The organism is Lacihabitans lacunae, assembly GCF_042649125.1.
Classification (GTDB): Bacteria; Bacteroidota; Bacteroidia; order Cytophagales; family Spirosomataceae; genus Leadbetterella; species Leadbetterella lacunae.
Window position 1 is genome coordinate 4019526 of sequence record NZ_JBHRYQ010000001.1, and the last position, 21603, is coordinate 4041128.

Annotated in this window: 20 protein-coding genes; 6 read left to right on the plus strand and 14 right to left on the minus strand. The window is 36.1% G+C overall.

All coding sequences use genetic code 11. The features are described 5' to 3' along the window. Positions 1–13: 13 nt before the first annotated feature. Positions 14–1135: an aspartate aminotransferase family protein gene (locus ACFOOI_RS17240; protein ID WP_379839280.1), complete on the plus strand. Its 1122-nt coding sequence runs from the start codon at positions 14–16 to the stop codon at positions 1133–1135. Positions 1136–1184: 49 nt separating this feature from the next. On the opposite strand, the gene ACFOOI_RS17245 is transcribed toward ACFOOI_RS17240, so the two are convergent. Next, entirely contained in the window at positions 1185–2747 is a 1563-nt protein-coding gene (locus ACFOOI_RS17245; protein ID WP_379839281.1) for an alanine/glycine:cation symporter family protein, read from the minus strand. 234 nt (positions 2748–2981) lie between these two features. Here ACFOOI_RS17245 and ACFOOI_RS17250 point away from each other — a divergent pair, with 234 nt between their 5' ends. Continuing rightward, positions 2982–3545, plus strand: coding sequence for a YceI family protein (locus ACFOOI_RS17250; RefSeq protein ID WP_379839282.1), 564 nt, complete (start codon positions 2982–2984; stop codon positions 3543–3545). Positions 3546–3612: 67 nt separating this feature from the next. Here ACFOOI_RS17250 and ACFOOI_RS17255 read toward each other — a convergent pair whose 3' ends face one another. The 3 genes from ACFOOI_RS17255 to ACFOOI_RS17265 all read right to left on the minus strand — a co-directional run bounded on the left by ACFOOI_RS17255 (position 3613) and on the right by ACFOOI_RS17265 (position 7029). Then, a complete protein-coding gene (locus ACFOOI_RS17255; RefSeq protein WP_379839283.1) occupies positions 3613–4902 on the minus strand; it encodes an ATP-grasp domain-containing protein in 1290 nt (429 codons plus the stop codon). Between the two features lie 21 nt (positions 4903–4923). Then, the gene (locus tag ACFOOI_RS17260) at positions 4924–5631 is read right to left on the minus strand and encodes a WbqC family protein (protein WP_379839284.1); all 708 of its coding nucleotides are present in this window, start codon (positions 5629–5631) and stop codon (positions 4924–4926) included. Positions 5632–5757: 126 nt separating this feature from the next. Beyond that, the gene (locus ACFOOI_RS17265; RefSeq protein ID WP_379839286.1) at positions 5758–7029 is read right to left on the minus strand and encodes a DUF349 domain-containing protein; all 1272 of its coding nucleotides are present in this window, start codon (positions 7027–7029) and stop codon (positions 5758–5760) included. A gap of 137 nt (positions 7030–7166) precedes the next feature. On the opposite strand from ACFOOI_RS17265, the gene ettA reads away from it, so the two are divergent. Genes ettA through ACFOOI_RS17280 form a run of 3 tightly spaced genes read left to right on the plus strand, consistent with a single transcriptional unit; the run spans position 7167 to position 10723 of the window. Next, the gene (gene ettA / locus ACFOOI_RS17270; RefSeq protein ID WP_379839288.1) at positions 7167–8831 is read left to right on the plus strand and encodes an energy-dependent translational throttle protein EttA; all 1665 of its coding nucleotides are present in this window, start codon (positions 7167–7169) and stop codon (positions 8829–8831) included. Positions 8832–8839: 8 nt separating this feature from the next. Next, positions 8840–9661, plus strand: coding sequence for an aminotransferase class IV (locus ACFOOI_RS17275; RefSeq protein WP_379839289.1), 822 nt, complete (start codon positions 8840–8842; stop codon positions 9659–9661). Positions 9662–9709: 48 nt separating this feature from the next. After that, on the plus strand, positions 9710–10723 hold the full coding sequence (locus tag ACFOOI_RS17280) for a TonB family protein (protein WP_379839290.1): 1014 nt from the start codon (positions 9710–9712) through the stop codon (positions 10721–10723). Positions 10724–10749: 26 nt separating this feature from the next. Here the strand turns inward: ACFOOI_RS17280 and ACFOOI_RS17285 are convergent, their stop codons facing one another. Continuing rightward, on the minus strand, positions 10750–11454 hold the full coding sequence (locus tag ACFOOI_RS17285; RefSeq protein ID WP_379839291.1) for an SDR family oxidoreductase: 705 nt from the start codon (positions 11452–11454) through the stop codon (positions 10750–10752). A gap of 72 nt (positions 11455–11526) precedes the next feature. On the opposite strand from ACFOOI_RS17285, the gene ACFOOI_RS17290 reads away from it, so the two are divergent. Beyond that, complete coding sequence (locus ACFOOI_RS17290; RefSeq protein ID WP_379839292.1) at positions 11527–12030, plus strand: dihydrofolate reductase; 504 nt, start codon at positions 11527–11529, stop codon at positions 12028–12030. A gap of 24 nt (positions 12031–12054) precedes the next feature. On the opposite strand, the gene ACFOOI_RS17295 is transcribed toward ACFOOI_RS17290, so the two are convergent. From ACFOOI_RS17295 to ACFOOI_RS17335, 9 genes are all read right to left on the minus strand, one after another. Then, complete coding sequence (locus tag ACFOOI_RS17295) at positions 12055–14610, minus strand: phosphoenolpyruvate carboxylase (protein WP_379839293.1); 2556 nt, start codon at positions 14608–14610, stop codon at positions 12055–12057. Positions 14611–14840: 230 nt separating this feature from the next. Further along, entirely contained in the window at positions 14841–16208 is a 1368-nt protein-coding gene (locus ACFOOI_RS17300; RefSeq protein ID WP_379839294.1) for a Gfo/Idh/MocA family protein, read from the minus strand. A gap of 413 nt (positions 16209–16621) precedes the next feature. Beyond that, positions 16622–16870, minus strand: a complete 249-nt coding sequence (locus ACFOOI_RS17305) for a YHS domain-containing protein (protein WP_379839295.1) — start codon at positions 16868–16870, stop codon at positions 16622–16624. Continuing rightward, positions 16870–17775, minus strand: coding sequence for a transporter (locus ACFOOI_RS17310; protein ID WP_379839296.1), 906 nt, complete (start codon positions 17773–17775; stop codon positions 16870–16872). The genes ACFOOI_RS17305 and ACFOOI_RS17310 overlap by 1 nt, the downstream gene beginning before the upstream one ends. Before the next feature lie 11 nt (positions 17776–17786). Then, positions 17787–18833, minus strand: coding sequence for a cytochrome-c peroxidase (locus ACFOOI_RS17315; RefSeq protein ID WP_379839297.1), 1047 nt, complete (start codon positions 18831–18833; stop codon positions 17787–17789). Continuing rightward, positions 18833–19615: an MbnP family protein gene (locus tag ACFOOI_RS17320; protein ID WP_379839298.1), complete on the minus strand. Its 783-nt coding sequence runs from the start codon at positions 19613–19615 to the stop codon at positions 18833–18835. The genes ACFOOI_RS17315 and ACFOOI_RS17320 overlap by 1 nt, the downstream gene beginning before the upstream one ends. A gap of 158 nt (positions 19616–19773) precedes the next feature. Beyond that, entirely contained in the window at positions 19774–20169 is a 396-nt protein-coding gene (locus ACFOOI_RS17325; RefSeq protein WP_379839299.1) for a hypothetical protein, read from the minus strand. A 128-nt stretch (positions 20170–20297) separates the two neighbouring features. Further along, the gene (locus tag ACFOOI_RS17330; RefSeq protein ID WP_379839300.1) at positions 20298–20777 is read right to left on the minus strand and encodes a group I truncated hemoglobin; all 480 of its coding nucleotides are present in this window, start codon (positions 20775–20777) and stop codon (positions 20298–20300) included. Between the two features lie 18 nt (positions 20778–20795). Then, positions 20796–21221: a hypothetical protein gene (locus ACFOOI_RS17335; RefSeq protein WP_379839301.1), complete on the minus strand. Its 426-nt coding sequence runs from the start codon at positions 21219–21221 to the stop codon at positions 20796–20798. Positions 21222–21603 lie beyond the last annotated feature (382 nt).

Below are 21603 nucleotides of genomic sequence, written 5' to 3' on the forward strand. Positions count from 1 at the left end.
AAATTAAGAAAAAATGAAATTATTTGATGTATATCCTATAAATTATATTGAACCCGCTAAAGCCCTTGGGAGCACTATTTGGGATAAAGACGGAGTGGAATACTTAGACCTTTATGGCGGACATGCTGTAATTTCTATTGGGCATTCGCATCCGTATTATGTTAGAAAAATGACCAAACAGATTAAAAATTTAGGTTTTTATTCTAATTCGGTAAAAATATCACTGCAAGACGAACTTGCAGATAAACTTGGTAAACTATCTGGTTTGAAAGACTTCAGCCTTTTTCTTGCTAACTCTGGTGCAGAAGCAAACGAAAACGCTCTTAAGTTGGCTTCTTTTCATACAGGAAGAACCAAAATTGTGGCCTTTACCAAAGCTTTTCATGGCAGAACATCCGCAGCAGTGGCAGTTACAGATAACCCCGCTATCAAAGCTCCGATAAACTTTGACCACCACGTTGAGTTCATTCCTTTTAATGACGTGGAGGCTGTTAAAAGAGCAGTAGATGACCAAACCTGTGCGGTTATAGTGGAAGGAATTCAAGGTGTAGGTGGAATACAAGTTGCAACAGATGAGTTTATGAAAGCCATCCGGATCGCGTGTGATAAAACAGGAGCAGTTTTTATTCATGATTCGGTACAGTGTGGATATGGGCGTTCGGGAAAGTTTTTTACATTTCAGCATTCCAAAGTAAAACCTGATATTGTTTCAGTAGCCAAAGGTATGGGCAATGGCTTTCCTGTGGGTGCGATACTTATTTCACCTAAATTTGAAGCTAAACACGGCTTACTTGGTACTACGTTTGGTGGCAATCACTTGGCTTGTGTAGCGGGTATTTCGGTTTTAGATGTAATCAAAAAGGAAAAGCTGGTTGAAAACGCAGCTACTTTAGGAGCTTATCTTTTTGAAGAGCTGGGTAAATTTTCAAATATTAAAGATTTAAGAGGAAAAGGCCTCATGATTGGGATTGAACTTGAAGAACCCGTTAAGGATATTCGGAACAAGATGTTGTTTGAAGATAAAATGTTTACGGGCGTAGCAGGTAGTCATACCATACGGTTGTTACCTAGTTTGGCCTTGAAAAAAGAAGAAGCAGATCGGTTCTTGGAAGTTTTTAGAAAATATGTAAAATAAAAAAAGAGGGGTTTCGGCCCCTCTTTTTATGTATATTCCAATTAGTTTTTTATTCCTTTATCGCTTCGTAATATTTCTTTAATTCCGCTTTAACTTTAGGGAATAATAAAAGCAACCCAATCATGTTTGGGAATACTAAAGCTAAAATCATAGCATCGGAGAACTTGATAACCGAGTCTAGTTTTGCTGCTGCACCAATAATTACAAAAAGTAAGAATAAGACTTTATAAACGATATCGGCTGTTTTTCCCTTACCGAAAAGATACTTCCAAGACTGTAAACCGTAGTACGACCAAGAGATCATGGTTGAAAAGGCAAACAGTACGATTGCGATTGTTAGAGCATATGAGAAGTGGGGAATAACAGAGTCATACGCTGCGGCAGTTAAATCTACACCACCTATGCTTTTACCTGTGCTATTAAGCACTACTTGACCACCTTCCCCTCCATAGTTAAATACGCTGTCTTGATTAAACATGATAATTACCAAGGCTGTCATAGTACATATAACTACAGTGTCAATAAATGGCTCTAATAAGGCAACCACACCCTCAGATGCTGGATATTTAGTTCTAACCGCAGAGTGAGCAATCGCTGCCGAACCGGCACCTGCTTCGTTTGAAAAGGCCGCTCTCTGAAAACCAATAATCAAAACTCCCAACATTCCTCCAAGACCAGCTTGTGGATTAAACGCTTGAGAGAATATTAAGCCAAATGCATCGTCTATGAATCTCCAATGGAAGCCAATGATTACCAAAGAGGCAATCACGTAAGTTAAGGCCATAAATGGAACAATTTTTTCAGTGATTTGGGCAATTCTTTTTATTCCACCTATAATTACGATGCCGACTATTATTGCCATTATCAAACCGATTATCGTTTTTATGGCTCCCCCTTCAAGTTGGAAAAGTGAGGTTATCTGCTGGGTTGCTTGGTTTGATTGGAATGCATTTCCTCCCCCAAATGAGGCCCCAACACATAAAACTGCAAAAACTGCCCCTAGTACTTTTCCTAAGGTAGCCATATTGTTTTCAGCCAGTCCTTTTTTAAGGTAATACATCGGTCCTCCATGCACTGTTCCGCTTGCGTCTATGTCTCTATATTTTACTCCTAATGTACATTCTACAAACTTTGAGGTCATACCCAAAAGTCCGCAAACTATCATCCAGAAGGTGGCTCCTGGGCCGCCAATCCCTACAGCTATGGCCACACCGGCTATGTTTCCTAAACCTACAGTTCCTGACACCGCAGTAGCTAAGGCTTGGAAGTGACTCACTTCACCGTCTTTAGATTCGTCTTTGATGGTGTCTACTATATCACCATCTACTATATTTAGCAATGGGTCATTTGGTGCTTCATGTTGGTCAAGGTGATCATAGTCGCCTTTTACTACACGAATAGCAAAAGGTATTTTTCTTAAATTAATAAAGCCGAAGTATATGGTGAAAAATGCTGCACCCAAAACTAAGAATAGTACCACAATTGGCATGTTTTTTCCTTCTGCTATCGGGATACTAGTTAATACCAAAGACTCCCAAGCATTAGCTATAGGAGCAAAAGCATTATCTATTTTTTCGTCGATGCCAGGTTCAAAGAAAAGAGAATTTGTCATAATGTAATGTGTAATTGAAATTTAGGGTTTTTTAGTTAATTGATGATAAAATACAAAGTAATCAAAAAATAGTTACTTTTTTTAGTTTAAACCTTTAAAAATGACACTGTTCAAACCTTATTTAATGAAGATAGTAAAGAAATAAACTTTTAAAAAATCTTTTGCAAAGTTTGAACTCTATTTTGTTAATATGTGTATATACATTAATCAAATTAAAATTTAATATTATTATTTATGAAAAAAGTATTTTCTGTTCTTGCTTTAAGCTTAATTTCTTTCGCTTCTATTTCTCAAACTTGGTCTTTAGACAAAGCACACTCAAACGTAAGTTTTACTATCACACACATGATGATATCAGAAGTGGATGGTAAGTTTAAATCTTTTGACGCTAAGATGACTTCTGCAAACGCAGATTTTTCAGATGCAAAATTTGAGTTTTCTGCTGAAGTTGCAAGCATCAGTACTGGAAACGACATGAGAGACGGGCACTTGCAAGGAGCTGATTATTTTGATGCAGCTAAATTTGCCACCATGACATTTAAAAGCACTTCTGTAAAGAAAGTTAAAGGCCAAACATACACCATTGTTGGTAACTTGACTTTACATGGTGTCACAAAGCCACTTACGCTTACAGCTACTTTAAAAGGACCAGTAGAAAACCCAAGAAGCAAAAAAATGATGATGGGAATCACTGCTACTGGCACAGTTAACAGAGTTGCATTTGGTGTAGGAACTTCAGGCCCTTCTTTGGGAGATGACGTAACTATTAAAGTTTCGGGTGAATTTACAAAAGACTGATAGTTTTTATATCAAACACATAAAAAGAGGAGGCCAAGGCCTCCTCTTTTGTTATATAAGAATGGTGTTATTCACGCCAGTCTATCAATGTGCATATAGCATCCACATCAAAAACCGGTATGTTTAATTTTTGTTTTATTTTAAAACGCTCGCCATACGCATTGTCAATGAAAATCACTTTTTCGGTTTCTTTGATATACTTGTATTTGTCATCATCCATTTTTAAGTGAATGATTTTGTCAAAAATACCGGTGTGAATTGCTAAACGATCCAAGGTATCTCTGAGAACTAACTGATGTTTTGTAATCAATTTTATGATTTTTCCTTTGCCTTTTTGGTGATACAAAAACTGCATTACAGTGCCATTTACTTTGTTGTTTTTAGTAATAGTGTCGTCAAAGTCGATGTAGATAGTGTCATACTCAACTTTAGCATTGTATCGGCTCAATAGTGCTCGGTCTACCTCAAGGGTGTAATTGTTAGCAAACACATTAACGTCATAGTCGAGGTAATCATAAACCATCAGCAGCGGAAAGTTTACGCCCAAGCCCCTAAATACATTCATATTGCCAGCAATCTTAATAGATGCTTCTAATAGTTTAAATTTGTCGTTTACGTCTTTTTTTAACTGGAAATACCACGATCCACGTATTCCAATTTTGTCCGAAACTATTTGTCCTATTTTTACTATTTCTTCGGTGGCTTCTACAGTTTCAGAGTTTACACACACGCCATCAAATACGCGTTTCCTTATTCTTGGTCCTACAAATTGCAATTTTCCTTTTCTATCTGTAAAGCAGTCAATCGTGAGTTCTTCTCCTGGCAAAAACTCCGTTACCACGTAGTTTTCTGGATCTTCTAAGGCTTGTAATTGCTCTTTTGATTTTACTATAAATGCACCTTTACTGCCTTGGCCTTCATCTAGTTTGGCATAAACTGGAAAACTCTCGATGCCTTCTAAGTCAGGAAAAACAGTTGGGCAGAAGTCATATTCTGCAAATAGGGCATATATTTTCTTTTTACTACGACAAATTTCTGCTTGTTTTAGACCCGCAATTGCTAGCTTGGTGTTTATTTTTTCGGCGTTTTGAGCCATGTAAACCAGCACGGTGTCATGCGTTGGCAATATAATGTCTATAGACTCTTTTTCTATAAGTTTATTAAGTTCATCTATGAAGTTTTCATCTTGGATTTTCGGAAAATCACCGTAATAATTTTCATAAACCATTCTTCCATGGTCCGTTTTGCCCGATGCCCCTACCACGCGGATGTTCATCACATCTTTAAGTGCGAGGTGGATTTCTAGTCCGCTTTCAGCACCGCAAGGATAAACTAATACGTTTGTTTGTTTATTCATCTTATATTATGTTCCAATATCTTATTTTTCTACAAAACTAAAATCTTCTAAATATTTCTTTATCGTGTCTTTGTCATTAAACATCATGACGTCTATCATTGAGAGCCACGGCACAAAAGCCTTACCCAGTTGCGGATATTCTATTGGGTTAGATTTCATGAAACTAAGCTTCATGTTTTTGCTTTCAAAACTCTCATTGTCATATAGTTCTAAGCCGCCGATTGGATTGTAGTACGCACTTGCTTTTAAGTTTTCACAAATAGCAATTACCTTGTCTTGGCTTTTTAGGGTGTGGTCAACTTCTAAACTTGAGGAAATAACCACTTCGGTAGAAATCTTTAAAAAGTCTAATTGCAATTTTAGAGAATGAAGTATAAAATCAAATAAGTTTTCTGATTGATAATTAAATGCATTTTCGATTAAAGGAAAAACGGCTTCAAAAAAAGGAGCTTTTCTGTAGCATTCTTTTATTTTTCTAAGTGTTTTTACTTTGTCTTGATCAAAATTATCACTCAGTTTTCTATCTACCACATTTAGGTAATCAGAGTCTTTTTTTAACGGAAGTGTAAAGTATTCGTCTTTTCCATTGGTTAAAATCCTGTTTCTGTTTATCCATCCTTTTTTCGAAAATTGTATATTGTCATAAATCACGAAAATATCAACGGCCTGCAAAAGCTGAAAATATCCGATATAAGGAAAGAAATAGGGTTGCATTATGGCAACTTTCATTCGCGGGATTGTTTTTGTGAGAACTGATGTCCTCTTTATTTTTCTAAATATATTTACAAAAATAAAAGGTGATGATTTGATTTACACCAATATCACCACCTTTTTATATAATCTTAAAATCGATAATTAAGAATTCGCTACTTTTTGTCTTAGCTCTTCTAGAATTATTTCTTTCATCAGTAACTTTCTTTTTTGTGTCTTTAAGTTAGACTGCATCATCTGCTCCATTTCAAGGCTTTGATTTTGAGTGTCATAACTTAAAACTAAATCGTCAAGGTCCGTACGAGCACGCTTCACGATGTTTTCCATTTCGCGGTATTTCGTCAAATCTTTTTGTCTGTCGCTTAAGAAATTGAACGTAGGATATTTTCTTGTAATTACTTTGTATAAATACGAAAGTTCAAATATTTTATCACAAGCAGCTCTAAATCTTTCTGCGAGGTTTCTGTCTGCCAAATGTGAAGGAACACGAATGGTTTTCCACTCATTCAATAGATATTTGGCTCTATTAGTAGCCGCAAACATATCGTCAGATTCAGAAAGTTTTTCAACCTCTTTCACCATTCTTGCTTGAGCCTCTACTCTTGGGTCAACTCGGCGTTTTGGCTGAATACCTTTAGCTCTACAGTATCTTTCGTAGAAATAAGTAGTGAACTTTTTGAAATTTCTATAAAGAACTTTAAGAACTTTTGGTGGTATATCACCTACTATTTTCCATTCTGTTTGAAGGTTTTTCAGTTCTAAAAACGCCTCATCCCAGTCTGTTCTCCTTACCAAAGCATCGGCTTTCGATATCAGCTCGTTGTATTTAGTAATTCTTTCGTCAATAATTTTATTTTGCTCTTCGTAGTAAGACTTTCTCGCCTGATAGAACGTGTCTAAAATATCTTTAAACTCGGTCTCTATTTCTTCGTTAATGGCTTTATCTACCGGACCAGTTCTAATCCACTTGGTTCTTATTTCTTGCAGAAGATCGCCGCCATTTGCCCAGTCATCGCTTTCTTTGAAAGGTAAAGCTTCTTCAATTAGAGCTCTTTTGATTTCAAGGTTAGTAGCTTGATTTTCGGTTATTAGTCCTGTTAGAACCCCTTCGAGTTCGTCAAGTTTATCTAACAACGGAATAAAATTACCAATTCCATCAAAGTTTAATAGTCTTTTACGGAGCTGAATAAGTTTGGTTAAATAAGACCCTTTGTTTTGGGCTTCCTCTATTTCTCTAGCTAACTGATTTACCTTGCCTACGGCAATGTCATATCGGTTTACGAAATATTGGAAAGCTTCCTCTTCGGTTCTTTTTACTTCCCCTATTTGTCGATCGGGCATGTCTAAATACCCTTTTAAAAATACCTTACTGTCAGCGATGTAAGCGTATTCGTTTTCTAGTGTAACGCCTTTCATAATTTTTTTAGGAGTGGCTACTTTTATGTTATAATTAAATGGTTTTAAAAGCGTAAAAATCGTAGTTTTTTTGCATATTACAAAGGAAGCTAACGATATTTGTGTAAAAAATAATATAGTTTTAATAAATTTATCTTATGAGCGAACAAATTATCTTCTCGATGGCAGGCGTAAATAAAATTATACCTCCTAATCGACAAGTTTTAAAAAACATATATCTTTCATTTTTTTACGGTGCCAAAATAGGTGTTTTAGGTTTAAATGGTTCTGGAAAATCCACTTTGTTACGAGTGATAGCTGGAATAGACAAAAGCATTCAAGGAGAAGTTGTATTTTCTCCAGGCTATTCGGTGGGTATGCTCGAGCAAGAGCCCGTGCTTGATCCAACTAAAACTGTAAAGGAAGTAGTAGAGGAAGGCGTACAAGAAGTAGTTAATTTATTAAAAGAATTTGATGAGATAAACAATGCTTTTGCTGAACCAGATGCTGATTTTGATAAGCTAATGGAACGCCAAGGCGATGTACAAGAAAAACTTGACGCAGCAGATGCTTGGGAACTTGACAGTAGGCTTGAGCGAGCAATGGATGCACTTAGGTGTCCGCCATCTGATGCCTTAATAGGTACTTTGTCAGGAGGAGAAAAAAGACGTGTGGCTCTTTGTAGGTTGTTGCTTCAGGAGCCAGATGTTTTGCTTTTAGATGAGCCTACTAACCACCTTGACGCTGAGTCAGTTCTGTGGTTAGAGCAGCACTTGAACCAATACAAAGGAACGGTTATTGCGGTTACCCACGATAGGTATTTCTTGGATAACGTAGCAGGTTGGATTTTGGAATTGGATAGGGGAGAGGGTATTCCATGGAAAGGAAATTATTCTTCTTGGTTAGAGCAAAAACAAAATCGTTTGGCTCAAGAAGAAAAGTCGCAGTCTAAAAGACAAAAAACCCTTGAACGCGAGTTAGAGTGGGTAAGAATGAGTCCGAAAGGAAGAATGGCGAAATCTAAGGCCCGTTTGAATGCTTACGATAACTTGATGAGTCAAGATGTTAAAGAAAAAGACGAAAAATTAGAGCTATTTATACCCCCGGGTCCACGTTTAGGAAACAAGGTGATCGAAGCCACAGGAATAAAGATGGGCTTTGATGATAGATTGTTATACGAAGAACTTAATTTTAGTCTTCCACCTGCAGGAATTGTCGGAATAGTTGGGCCAAACGGAGCAGGTAAAACCACTCTGTTTAAACTTATTACTGGGCAATTGAAACCTTTGGAAGGAACTTTTGAAGTTGGAGAAACTGTGCAGATAGCTTATGTGGATCAAGAGCATGATAATTTGGATCCCAATAAGTCTGTTTATGAACTTATTTCGGGAGGAAATGACTGGATTATGTTGGGTAATAAACAAATAAATGCCCGAGCGTATGTGAGTAAGTTTAACTTTGGAGGCGGCGACCAAGAGAAAAAAATTGGTGTTTTGTCTGGAGGTGAGCGAAATCGTGTACATTTGGCAATGATGCTCAAAGAAGGCGGCAACTTGTTGCTTTTAGATGAACCAACCAACGACTTAGACGTAAATACACTAAGAGCTCTTGAAGAAGGATTAGAGAATTTTGCAGGTTGTGCGGTAGTTATTTCCCACGATAGGTGGTTCCTTGACCGCGTGTCAACACATATTTTGGCATTTGAAGGAGACTCTAAAGTAGTCTGGTTTGAAGGCAATTTTTCGGAATACGAAGAGAATAGAAAGAAAAGATTAGGCAACGACCTGACACCAAAGAGAATTAAATACAGAAAATTACAATAAGCGTTATTATGCACCACAGTTGGTTTAAAGGCGATTTTAGTCCCGCTAATGAAACTAAAGTATTCATAAACGACCTTGGCCTCTTAAGAGGCTATGGTCTTTTTGATTATTTCAGAACCTATAATTTGAAACCATTTCAGTGGGATTGGTATTGGGAAAGGTACGAGCGTTCAGCCAAATTGCTGAGAATTCCAAATCCGATTACCAAAGAAGAGGCTTTTGAGGTAGTTACGAAACTCATTGCGATGCAAGGAGTTCAAGACTGTGCCATCCGTTTTTTGCTTACTGGTGGATATTCCACCGATTCAGTAACTTCTCCAGAACCAAATCTTTTGATAGTTTCAGAAGAGTTACATCCTTCCAAAGAAGCTGACTACGAGCATGGGATAAAAGTCATCACGCATGAGTATGTACGCGATTTGCCTACTATAAAAAGCATCGATTATAAGCACTATATGATTTTACAACAAGACCTTAGAGAGCAAAATGCTTCTGATGTTTTGTTTGTTAAAAATGGCGAAATAAGTGAGTTAAGTCGTAGTAATGTTTTTTTAATTAATGGCAAAAAGCTTATTACTCCCAATGAAAATATCTTGGAAGGTATCACGCGTAAAACAGTTTTAGAATTAGCCAAGGCTGACTTTGAAATAGAATTGCGGGCCGTTACATTGATGGAACTTTTGGCAGCAGAGGAGGTTTTTACTACAAGTACTACCAAAAGGGTTTTGCCAATTTCAAAAGTTGATGAGCATATTATTGGTTCAGGTAAAATAGGGGCAAAGACTCAAGCGTTATTAGATAAAATAAATGCTTTGGTCGAGGCCTGGTAAATAATTTTATACAAAACCATTAAATATAAACACACTATAAATTTTAATATGAGAACACCCCGATATTTTTCGATAGCTATTTTTACTATTCTAGTTATTTTTTCAAATACATCTTTCTCTCAAAAGATAAATGAAAGTCTATTATTAAAGAATTGGGAAAAAGTAGACATAAAAAGGCCTGATGGAAGTAAGATTTTTGACGAGAGCCTCTTAAATGTCAATTTTGATTTAAATTTTATGTCGAAAGATTCGGTTCGAGTAAACTTTGGAGGGCGAGCTCAGGATTTTCATTTTATGGTAAAAGATAGTGTTTTGAGTTTCAATGACATGAAGTTTAAAATTGAGGTACTTGAAGATATTTCATTGGTTTTGTTACTTCAAAACGAATACGAGCCTTCTCAATCTTACAAATTCATTTATATACCAAAAAAATTAAATGACCTTACGTTTACTCCGAGGAGCTATGTTTCTAAAAATGGAGAAATAGTGTACGACTATGTGCCAAATCGTTTGGAGCCTTATTTTATGAGTAAAAAAATGATGGCTATGGAATATATATTTGAAAATTTCCAGTTTCCAGATTTTAGAAAAGGAGGTTTTGTGGTGAGATTTGTAGTTACCGAAAAAGGAGATGTAAAAGGCGTAAGAATAGTAGCTTCGTCAAACGATAAGTTTAATAACAAGCTAATTATGGCCGTTAAAAAGACCCAAGGAAAATGGAAGCCGGCAGAATATTTAGGAGAAAAAGTCAGTGTAAATATGGAGTATGATTTTAATCTAGACTTTACCAATGCGGAGGTTTCATCTGGCGATTCTTTGGAATTTTCTAAAATGAATTATGAATATGCCACTGAGTTTTTTCAAAGAGGAGCTTATATGCAAGCCGAAAAATACTATTCGAAAGCTTTGAAATACAATGTTTTAAATATAGATGCCTATTATCAAAGGGCGGCTACATATATATTATTAAGGAAAAAAGACGAGGCTTGTCAAGACTATCAGCAGCTAATATTTCTTGAGCAGAAAAAAGCAAAGACTCTTCACGATAAATATTGCAATTAATCGTGAAGGGTCTAAAGCCTAATGTGTTATTTTGTTTGAGAAGGTCTTACTTCTATTTTGCTTGGAAGTGTACGCGGGTTCATTTTTAGTAAATCCATCACCATTTGACCGATATCCTCAGGTTGAATTTTCCAGCTGTCAGAATCTGACGGTACGTGATCGTTAAAGTGCGTACTCACCGACCCCGGCATTATAGTCGTTACTTTCACCCCATATTTTCTTAAATCGAGCATAATGGCTTGGCTAAAACCTACTAGGCCAAATTTGCTGGCATTGTAAGCAGATCCCTTTTCAAAAAAGTTTGTTCCTGCAAGGCTTGATATCGTAATTATGTATCCTTTGTTAGCTTTAATTTGTTCCAAACAGATTTTTACGCTGTTAAAAACTCCCGTGAGGTTTATATCGATGGTATCGTTCCATTGCTCCGAGGTCAGGTCTTCTATACTTCCAAAGTGGCCCACACCAGCATTCGCAATTAAGTAATCTACCTTGCCCCATTTTGTAAGCGTTTCTTCTAAAGCTCTAGACATAGAATTGTAATTTCTTACATCTGCTGATAGCCCTAATGCTGAGTCAGGAACTATGGTGTTTAGGTGTAGTTCAGCTTCCTTGATATTTACAGCATCTCTGCCGGTAATAGCTACTTTAATATTATTTTTAATAAGTTCTTCTGCTATTCCTAGGCCAATACCTTTTGAGCCTCCTGTGATAAACGCTACTTTAGTTTCCATATGTGTTTTTTATTATTCTGATTCGATATTACAATTATTTAAAGGATATTTGCATAAAATTAGTTTCAAAAAATGAAGGTTTCAATGATAGTGGCGGTGGCAAAAAATGCTGCAATAGGGAAAGATAACCAATTACTTTGGAGACTTTCGGAAGATCTGAAGTTATTTAAAAAACGAACGATGGGTCACCCCATAATAATGGGACGGAAAACCTTTGATTCTATTGGGAAAGCCTTGCCCGGAAGACTTAATATCGTGATTTCTAGAAACAAAACGCTAGAGATACCCGGCTGTACAGTGGTTTCTTCTGTAGAAGAGGCTATTGACTTTGCGTCAAAAGAACCGAACGTGGAAGAAGTATTTGTGATTGGCGGCGAAAAAATATATGACTTGAGCAGGTCTTTAGCAACTAATCTTTACCTAACGGTGGTAGATGTAGAATTAGAAGGAGATGCCTTCTTTGAATATCAAGAGTTTTTAGATTGGAAGGTGTTGTCTAAAACAGTATACAAAAAAGACGAGAAAAACGAATATGACTTTGAAGTATTTGAATTAGAAAAAAATCCCACCTCGTAGTAGATTTGAGGTGGGATTTTAGCTTTATGCTGAGTTTCTTGAAGCATTAATATTACCAAACAGCGATCGAGTAACCATTTTTTCGAAAATTAGTCTAATCTCTTCACTTTGAGTTTCTTCCACTTTTTGTAGGGCATATTGTTGTATTGCCAAAAGCGGAAGGACTATCTGTTCTCTGTAATTTACCGAAAGCATTCCGATTTGTTCAGTTTCCATTAGTTCTTTCTGTCCTGATACTAGTAACATAGAGTCAAAGCTTTTTTGATACTCTTCTTTCAGAATTTCCCAGAACGGCCCATAAACAGGGTCATTTTTCATGTAACTTGTAAGTGGGAAAAATGATTTTGAAAGTGCCATCATACTGTTTTGCATGAGGGTTTTAAAATAAAGCGAGTTTTGGTACAGCGAACGAAGTTCTTCTAACTTTCCTTGATTTATTTTTTCTAAAAGAGCAGTTCCAAATCCATAGTAACCCGGTACGTTTTGTTTTAACTGCGACCACGAGCCCACAAAAGGGATGGCTCTAAGGTCTGTAAGTTTAAGCTGACTTGAGCTTTTTCTCTTACTTGGACGGCTACCAATCTTGGTTTTACCGTAATATTTCAATGTACTCTTGTTTTCTAGGTAAGGCACAAACTGCGGGTGATTCTTTAAGTCTATGTATTTCTGTCCACCAAGCTCAGCAAGCTCTTCTATTAAGGCTCTTTCTTCAGGGTTAATGATAGACATATTGTTTGTAAATACGTCATTAATAATACCCGCCGAAAGCAATTGTTCAAAATTAAATATCGCTTGAGGAATCGAGCCATACATTGACGAAATAGTTTGCCCTTGTATGGTTATTTGAATCTCATTGTTGGCAATTGTAGGCCCTTGAGATGCATAAAACTGGTGCGACTTGCCACCACCACGTGCGGGAGGTCCACCTCTACCGTCAAAAAAGACTACCGCCACATCGTTTTGGTTGGATACTTCTGTTAGTTTTTCTTTGGTTTTGTAAATCTCCCAGTTGGCTTTTATATAACCACCGTCTTTGGTTCCGTCTGAGAAACCAAGCATGATAGTCTGAGCATTTTTTCTACTCGCCAGGTGCTTTTTGTAATACTCCATGGTGTAAAGTTCACCCATGGTTTCTTGAGCTTTATCTAAGCCCTCAATAGTCTCAAACAATGGCACAATGTCAACTTTTCTATCGGCATCAGAAATGCCACAGAACCTAAACATTGCTATAACCTCTAGCACTGCACAAGAAGTCACCGAGTTAGATATTATGTATCTGTTGCATGCCTTTTCACCGTTTTTGGCCTGAATTTCTTGAATAGTGCGAATAGTTTTAAATGTATCTCTGATCAGCTCATCTTCAAACTCATCTTCGTTTATCAATACATCAAATGTAGTCAAGAATTTCACTCTTTCTTCGTGTGTCCATTCTGCATATGGAGTTTTGGAAACTTCATATTTTTCTACAATCGCTTGGAATACTCGCTCATGAATACTGCTGTCTTGTCTGATGTCAAGACTAGCGAAGTGCAAACCAAAAAGTTTAACTCTTCTGATAAACTTATCAAGTTCGTCTAAAAACATCGAGCTGTGTTTTTCAATCATCAAAGTCCTTACTTCGTCAAGTTGAGCCAAAAGCTGCTCTAGGGTAAGGTCGTCTTTTAGACCAAACATGTTGGTATAAATACGGTTGTTTATTTTATCTAAAAGTGGAATTACACCTTTGAAAGTAAATCTCCTTCTGATTTCTTTGAAATGGTTGTAGTAACACTTAAGTATGGCAGTGCGAAGCTCCTGAGCTACTTTTTTAGTGATTTCTGCAGTTACAAAAGGGTTTCCGTCTCTGTCTCCTCCTGGCCAAAAACCTAATTCTAATATGGAATTAAAATCATCGTTATCATTTAAAATATCATTGTGGATTTTTTCGTGTAAAAATCCTAAAGATTCATAATATACGTGCCTCAAAAAGAATATTATACTTTGAGCTTCCTCTACAGGTGTTGGTTGTATATCGTTGATAAATGGCGTTTTGCCCAATTGCTGTAGCAATGAATCTATGGTAGTGATGTCATTGTTTTTTATACAAACTTCTAAGTCTTGAATGATTCTCAAAACACTATTAGGGTAAAACTGAGTAGGGTGAGCCGTAAATACCACGCGTACTTTAAAGTTTCTAAGCTTTTCTTTGACCTCTTCAAGTTTGTTTTGCTGATTTGCCAAGGCCATTATGTTATTTAATGTTCCGTTGGTATTTCCAGCATTCAATTTTTCGAAAGCAGCATCTTCTACTGAATCAAAAAGAACAACTTGTCTTTCTATATAAGTAATGAACCTGAAAAGTAAGTCTATTTTTTCTTTCTCAGTTTTTATGTTTGTAAATTTTTCAATAAACTGATCAATGATTTGTTTTGGAGTCAACTGGTTTTCAAAACCTTGTTTGGCGTTTTCATAAAGAAAAGGCATCAAGGTCCCTATATTCGTCATTTTGTCATAAGGCAATCTCGAAAATAGGGTATTAAAAACTAAATACTTATTGTGGACTTCTTGAGTGAAAGTGGTTTCCAAGTTAAGTTTCGACATATTATTTTTTCTATACGTTTTATATGAAAAGTAACAACAAATATACAAATACAAATACTTGTATGTGAATATGAGCTATTTTGTTTTTCAATGTGCTTTTAAAAATTACTTAATCCAAATAAAATATTGAAAAATTTCTATTTAGGAGAATAAAGGAAGGTTTTTGAAAAAAATAAGCATTTGTTTTATTTTCAAATTGACTTTTCCCCTTTATTATTATTTCTAAAAGTTTATATTTTTTGCATTTTTTCAGGGTCCCAACCCACTATTTTTTTATTGAAATAGCTTTCATTACATGCTATAACTGGAGCTGCAGCTCTAAATGCAAAAATTGGGTCTTCTATGGTTTTTTGGCTGCCACTTCTCACATTTTCGAAGAAGTTGCCAAAGTGGTTTTTGTGCTCATCGTCGCCTTTCGATGCAAAAAACTTATAGTCTTTTATGCTTTCCACTTTTTTGTCAGCATCACTATATATTTTGTTGTAGTTTTTCTCAAACTCTTTTTGCTGTTCATCCGAAAAAGTAAAATAGCTATCATAGTTTCCAAATCCTGGAGCTTTAGGTAGTTTTTTCTTGCTGAGCACCAGCCCATTTCCTGAAAAATCAATTTGACCTTCCGAGCCAATTATTCGGGTGTTGTTATTTATGTTGCCAGAGTTTGCAAAATTTACTCGCAATACCATCTGAAATGCCGCATGCGTATTTGATTTTGGGTAATCTAACATGGCCACCATCACATCGGGCACATCTCTTCCTTCTGTCCAATATCGGGTGCCGCCAGATGCATAAATTCGCTCGGGTCCTTTGGAGTCTATCACATAATGAACGCCCGTAATTAGGTGAACAAAAAGGTCTCCAGCTACTCCTGTGCCGTAATTTTTATAATTTCTCCATCTAAAAAATCGATTGGCATCAAAAGGCATTTTGTGTGTGTCTTTTAAAAACACATCCCAATCTACGGTTTCGGGCGATGCATCAGTAGGAATTGAGTAGTTCCAAGCACCAATAGCACTAAAGCGGTCGTAGTTTGATTCCACAAAATTAATGTCTCCAATTTCGCCTGCTGCCACCAACCTTTTGGCTTCTTGAAAAACGCTTCCACTTATTCTTTGGCTGCCAACTTGCATAGTTTTACCAGATTTTTTCCATGCCTCTATTACAGGTTTGCCTTCTTTTATATCCTGTACCATGGGTTTTTCGCAGTACACATGTTTGCCTGCTTGGAGAGCATCTATGGTTATTTTGTCGTGCCAGTGGTCAGGTGTGGCTATTATAACCGCATCTATGTCTTTTCTATTTAATATTTCTCTGTAGTCACGTGTAGTAAAAATGTCTTTTCCGAAGGATTGTTTTACACGATCTAACCTGCCTGTGTAAAGGTCAGCAGCTGCTACAAATTCAACGCCCGGGTTTTGCAAAGCCGCTTTTGTGTCGTAATGGCCCTGTATACCCATACCGATTGTGGCAAACCTAATTTTGTCGTTCGGGCTGTTTTTTAAGTCTTTAATAATATTGAATGACTTAGCAGAAGCTTCGAGCGATGTGAGTGCTACTAGTCCGCCCAAGTTTTGGAGAAATATTCTTCTATTTGATTTCATAATATAGGATTGATTATGATTCAAATATAAAAAAAATACACCTCATTGACTAGCAACGAGATGTACGTATTATATAGGTTTAGGGGTAAAATACAATAAACTTTATCTATGGGGAATTAAAATCTCGAAATCTGGTTTTTTGAGCTAATAAATAGTTTAAAACCTAGATTATTTTTTAATATTTAAGATTTTGGTTAAAAGTATTTCTCCGAAAATTAATATTTTTTATCAAAATAAAGCTAATTTTTTTCTAAAAATCTGAAGAAAATTTGCTCTTTAGGCAGAATTTATCTTGAAATAAGATGATACCGGGAGTTAAATTATATTATTTTAAGGTTTGCTTAATATGCAAAAAGTGCTTTTTGGTCTACAGAAACCAAAGAGCACTTCAAAAAAAACGAAAATGTTAGAGCTTAGTCTTTCTTTACATATTTTTCTGGATTATCCACAAATCTTGTTTTGCAACTTTCCGAACAAAAAGCATATTGGTGATCTTTGTGGGTCGTCACTATTTTAGCATCTTTTGATACTTTCATATGGCAAACCGGGTCTTTAAGTTCCATTTTGGTTTGCTCTTTTTTCTTTTTTGTAGGCTCTTGTGCTTGTGCATTTGATGTATTCAATGCAAGTAATAAGGCCGGTATTATCAATAGTTTTTTCATTAGAATAAAAATGTTAAATGTCCTGAAAATGTATTTTTTAGTTTAAGTTCTCCATCTGATAGTTTTTGAGAAATAGGAACTTGGTAATTAACCCCCGCCACTATTCTTTTATAGTAAACTTCTGAGCCCAATACCCCATTTAGTGTATAGCCGCCCGAAAGGCTAATGGCTTCTTTGTTTTTAAAATCAGACTTTGAGTTTTCCGCCAAAGCTCCTAAGTTCGGCATAAAGCTCAGGTCTTTGATTGTTATTTGTTTAAAAGCACTCGCTAAAATCCGTGATTTGTTTCCAAATCTAAATTTGTTTTTGTTTTCACCGTTTATCTTATAGTATAAATCCAAATTTAGTCCATTAGTTCCTTTTCTAATGGTATAAATAGCATTTAAAACGTAATCTACGCTACCCGTGCCTTTTTGGAAATTGGCATTTGAAACTGTGCTTGCATCTTGGCTATAGTCATATGCTCCTGTTGGTAGCTTTATGCCGCCGCCTAACAATAATACGTGGTCAAAAGTGTGTGCCGTGGAGTCAAAAAAAGTATTTAGAATATTATAGTGCATCAGTGCATTTACATCACCAATTCCCGAAATCGATTTTTTACTCATGTCATACAGCAATGTTTGGCTATTGAAATGATAGGGAGTCGTAACAATCAACTGAGTTTTTGGCAACGGATATAGTCTAATCCACGGCTCTATGGTTTGAAAATGCTCGGTGGCTTTTAAGTTTTTAGATGAAATATGTGATTCGAAGTTTTTTGAAGTAAACCTTACGCCGCCAAACCTAAAGTGCGACTGCGGTAATATGCCAAAAAAAGAAGCTCCATTGCCACAGCCACATACGTCACAGCCAAAGGCTTGGCTTATGCTAATTATGAAAAGAATAATTATTAATTTAAATTTCATGATGTTGTTGTTTAGGGTGCAAATTTTTTGTTTTTCAAAAAATCAGAATCCGTAAGTGTCTTTAAAAATGCCACCATTTGTTTTTTTTCTACTGCAGTTAGCTGAATTCCTATTTTGCCCGTATTTTTCTTAAATATCGGGTCAAGGTTTGGCAAGTCCGACATTTGATCGCTATAGTGGTCCATAACTGCCTCCAGGGTTGAATATCGCCCGTCGTGCATATATGGAAAAGTATATTCAATATTGCGTAGAGAAGGCACTTTAAACTTAAACTTTTCAGCGTTTTGTTCCGTAATTCGCTTTCTACCATAATCCACAAAAGTCCTGAAATAGGTGGTATCAAGGCCATTTGACCGGTAGGTTTCGTCTGTAAATAGTGGCTCGGTGTGGCAACTTGCACATCCTTTCTCTTTAAACAAAAGGTAGCCTGCTTTCTCGTCTGTATTAAAAGTCGCTTGGTTTTTCATAACCAAATCGTACTTCGAATTTGAAGAAATGAGGCTTATCATAAATTGGGATAGGGCCTTAAGGAATCGCTCGGTTGTGATTTCAGAAGTTCCAAAAGCTTTTTCGAAAAGGTCCGGGTATTTTGAGTCTTTTTTAAGTTTATTGATTAAAACAGATAAATTCTCGTCCATCTCCACGGGGTTTTCGATAGGAGCGAGGGGGAATAAATCAAGATCAAAAACACCGCCATCCCATAGGAATGACTTTTGCCAAGCTAGGTTTTGAAGTGCCGGGGCATTTCTGATTCCAACTTGATTGTCAATTCCGTGGCTCAGTGCATGCCCGTGATGCGTAAAAGCATAGTTTTGGTTGTGGCATTCTGCACAAGAAATGGTCCCGTCTCTCGATAGGTTACCGTCATAAAATAGTTTTTTACCCAAAATAAATCCCTCTTCGGTTACGGGATTGTTTTGGGTTTTATATTGAGCCAAAGGAAATCCCTCTGGCTCATAAAATAAAGCTACCTCAGCCTCAGAATTTGAAATCACTGTGCTTACACAAGACCAAACCGCAATGGCAATGAATAAAAGCAAAATATTAGCTTTTCGCATCACATTTTATCGTTATGTACATGTTCAAGTGAAAACATGTTTTGGTAGTTTTTCGATACCGTTAATCCCAGAGTAGGGCTCATTATTTCATTTTGGTTCGATATTTTTATTGAACTGCCAAAAACTTCCATGATGTCAGTAGAAATGTGAACAACTGGAGCAATGTTACTTCTTACCGTTGCTGGGTTGTTTTTAAGATTTATTTCTATGGTTTTTAGGTTGTTCGCCGTAGCGGCCGACATACCTCCAAAACCACCGATGTGATATTTGAAATGCTTATCTGGTGCCGTAGAAGCATTTGAGCTTCCTTCTAATTTAAAAAATATATAACCTGAGTTCCACGACCAATACATGCCGTCGGTACCATAGGAGGCTGGATCAAGCACACCCGTTCTTTGCGAAATATCCGATGTGCTTTTGGCACTGTCTACGCCAACCACATAGCTGATAGACGAATAGTCTCCAGCTGGAATATCAGTTAATTCTATTGCTAAACTCTTTGGGTCTGACTGCTTTACTAAGAAATATTGATTGTCAAGTTTTAATGATGTTCCATCTGTTTTCTTTAGCGTGATGTTGCTTACAAAAAAGTTAAAAGTAGAAACGGTAAAGTCCTCATTTGAGGCGTTTTTGTAGGTTTTGGTATTTAAAACAAGCGGATCAGCTCCCACTAGGTTTTCAAATTCAAGACTAAGCGTGTTTTTGTCATTGGCTCCTATTTCGTCTTTTTCGCAGCTAAATAATGTATATACTAATGCAAATGCTAAAACTATTTTTTTCATTTTTAAAATCTATCTATTGTTAATTAATAATTTCATTTGAGTATAGGAAAATACCCAGATTGATGCTTTTTTTTGCCGAAAAGGAAAAGCAAAGCATAGCAAAATAACAAGACTGAAATTTTGAGTCTGATATTTTGGAATAAAAGAAAATTAAGTAATTAACAGCTTTTGGGAGGCTGATAGATAGCAAGGCTAAAATTTATGCCTTTTTTTGAAGATTTGTATATGTGCTTTTCTGTTTCTACTATTTGTTCCGGTACTGGAAGCAGATTGGAAGGTTTTGAACTTGCGTAAAATATTTCAAAGGCAAAAAGCTTGGAGATTGTTTCAGAAGCAGCTTTGTTGTCTTCTTTTTGTTGTACAGCCTTTATTTGAGTGGCCAAGTAACATTTACCGTCACAATGTAGCTCTGGGCGGTTTTTGTTAATACAATAATTTTGTGTGATAAAATCTTTTCTCACTTCGTAGTTGATAAACAAAATAGGAATCAGCACTACTTTTAAAAAAAGTAGGCCTGTTAAAAACAAAATACCTATTTGTTTAACTACGTTCATTTCGTCGCAAAGATATTTGACAAACGTCTAAATCTATATGAGTATTATCATTAAAATAAAAAAAAACTCCATTTCGCAAAGCAAAATGGAGTTGTACCCATAAATCCCATATACTTATTAATCTCTATTTACTTTCCTACAATCATCGGCTGTAAGCTTGCGATTACAGTCAATAGTTCAGTTTTTTCTGCTGTAGGTACGCTGAACTTATCCAAAGCACCCGAAAGGTTTCCTGCCAAAGAGTTAAACTCAACTGTTGTGATGTTCATTCCTTTGTGAGCAGTAACCATGTCTTTTCCTTTGTATTTTTGAGGGCCACCTGATGCTTCACCTATTTGGTCTATCAAATTGTTTCTCAGTGAGATCAATTTTGGAGAACTTGCCCCTTGAGCACCTACTTCATCAAGAAGAGGTTTAAATGTACGTGCCATGTCTGGATTGGCAGCTACACGGCCAATGAACTCATCTACTACTGCCGAAATAGCATCTACACCTCCCAGTCTAGCGTATAAAGTTGGCGTTGCTGCGGCCATTTCTTCTTCTTTGGCACATGACCCTAAGAATAATCCTAGCATCAAAACCATTACCGACATTTTTGTGATTTTCATAATAATAAAAAATTTAGTTTAACGAATATTAAAAGCGTACTTAAGTTTCTGGAATTGTAAAATATACCCATACGGAACAGGGCATTCGGCTACATTGGGGTCCTTTGGCCCAAACGATGGTTTTTCTAAAGTTAGATTTTCATCTATCAGAATTTCAGTTATTTTTTTCTGATTAATCTTTTCAGGGTTGTATAAAACACTTATTATTTTGCTTTCAGCGTTTCCGGCAAAAGCCGTTATGCCCTCAATTGCCTCTATTTTTGTATTTAGTTCTTCTATTCTTTGGTCGTTTAAGCCTTCTTTTACTTCAAAAAGTTCGATGCCCGTAGGCTTGGCATAAGCATGCATAGGCTTGGTGTCCAAATTGGCGTAGATAAAAAATGAAACAAGTGCGATTCCAAGTATCACCAAGCTTGTTTTTGTAATTTTTCTGAGAATGTTCATTCGTTTCGATGTTTAATGGTTCAATTACGCCTTACACAAAAAAAAAGATGTCTGCAGCTGAAAAAAAACTAAAAAAAATCTTGGATGTATATTTAATGTGCTGATTATTTGATAGTTATATTTATTTTGAAATTGATTTTAAATTAAAAATGACAAAATGAAACTTGATATATGTTAATACAGTTATTAGAGATATTAAAGAAAATGAGGAAATGTTAGATTTGTGGGAGGTTAAAAGCTTGATTAAAAGTACTGAGAATATAGTTTGATATTTTTATTACTGTTTTCTAGTAATTATTTAAGTATTGACTTGCACTTGCGTTTAATTCTACTCAATTTTGTACTCTAAAAAAATGGTTCTAAACCTTTGTGTTTGAACTGC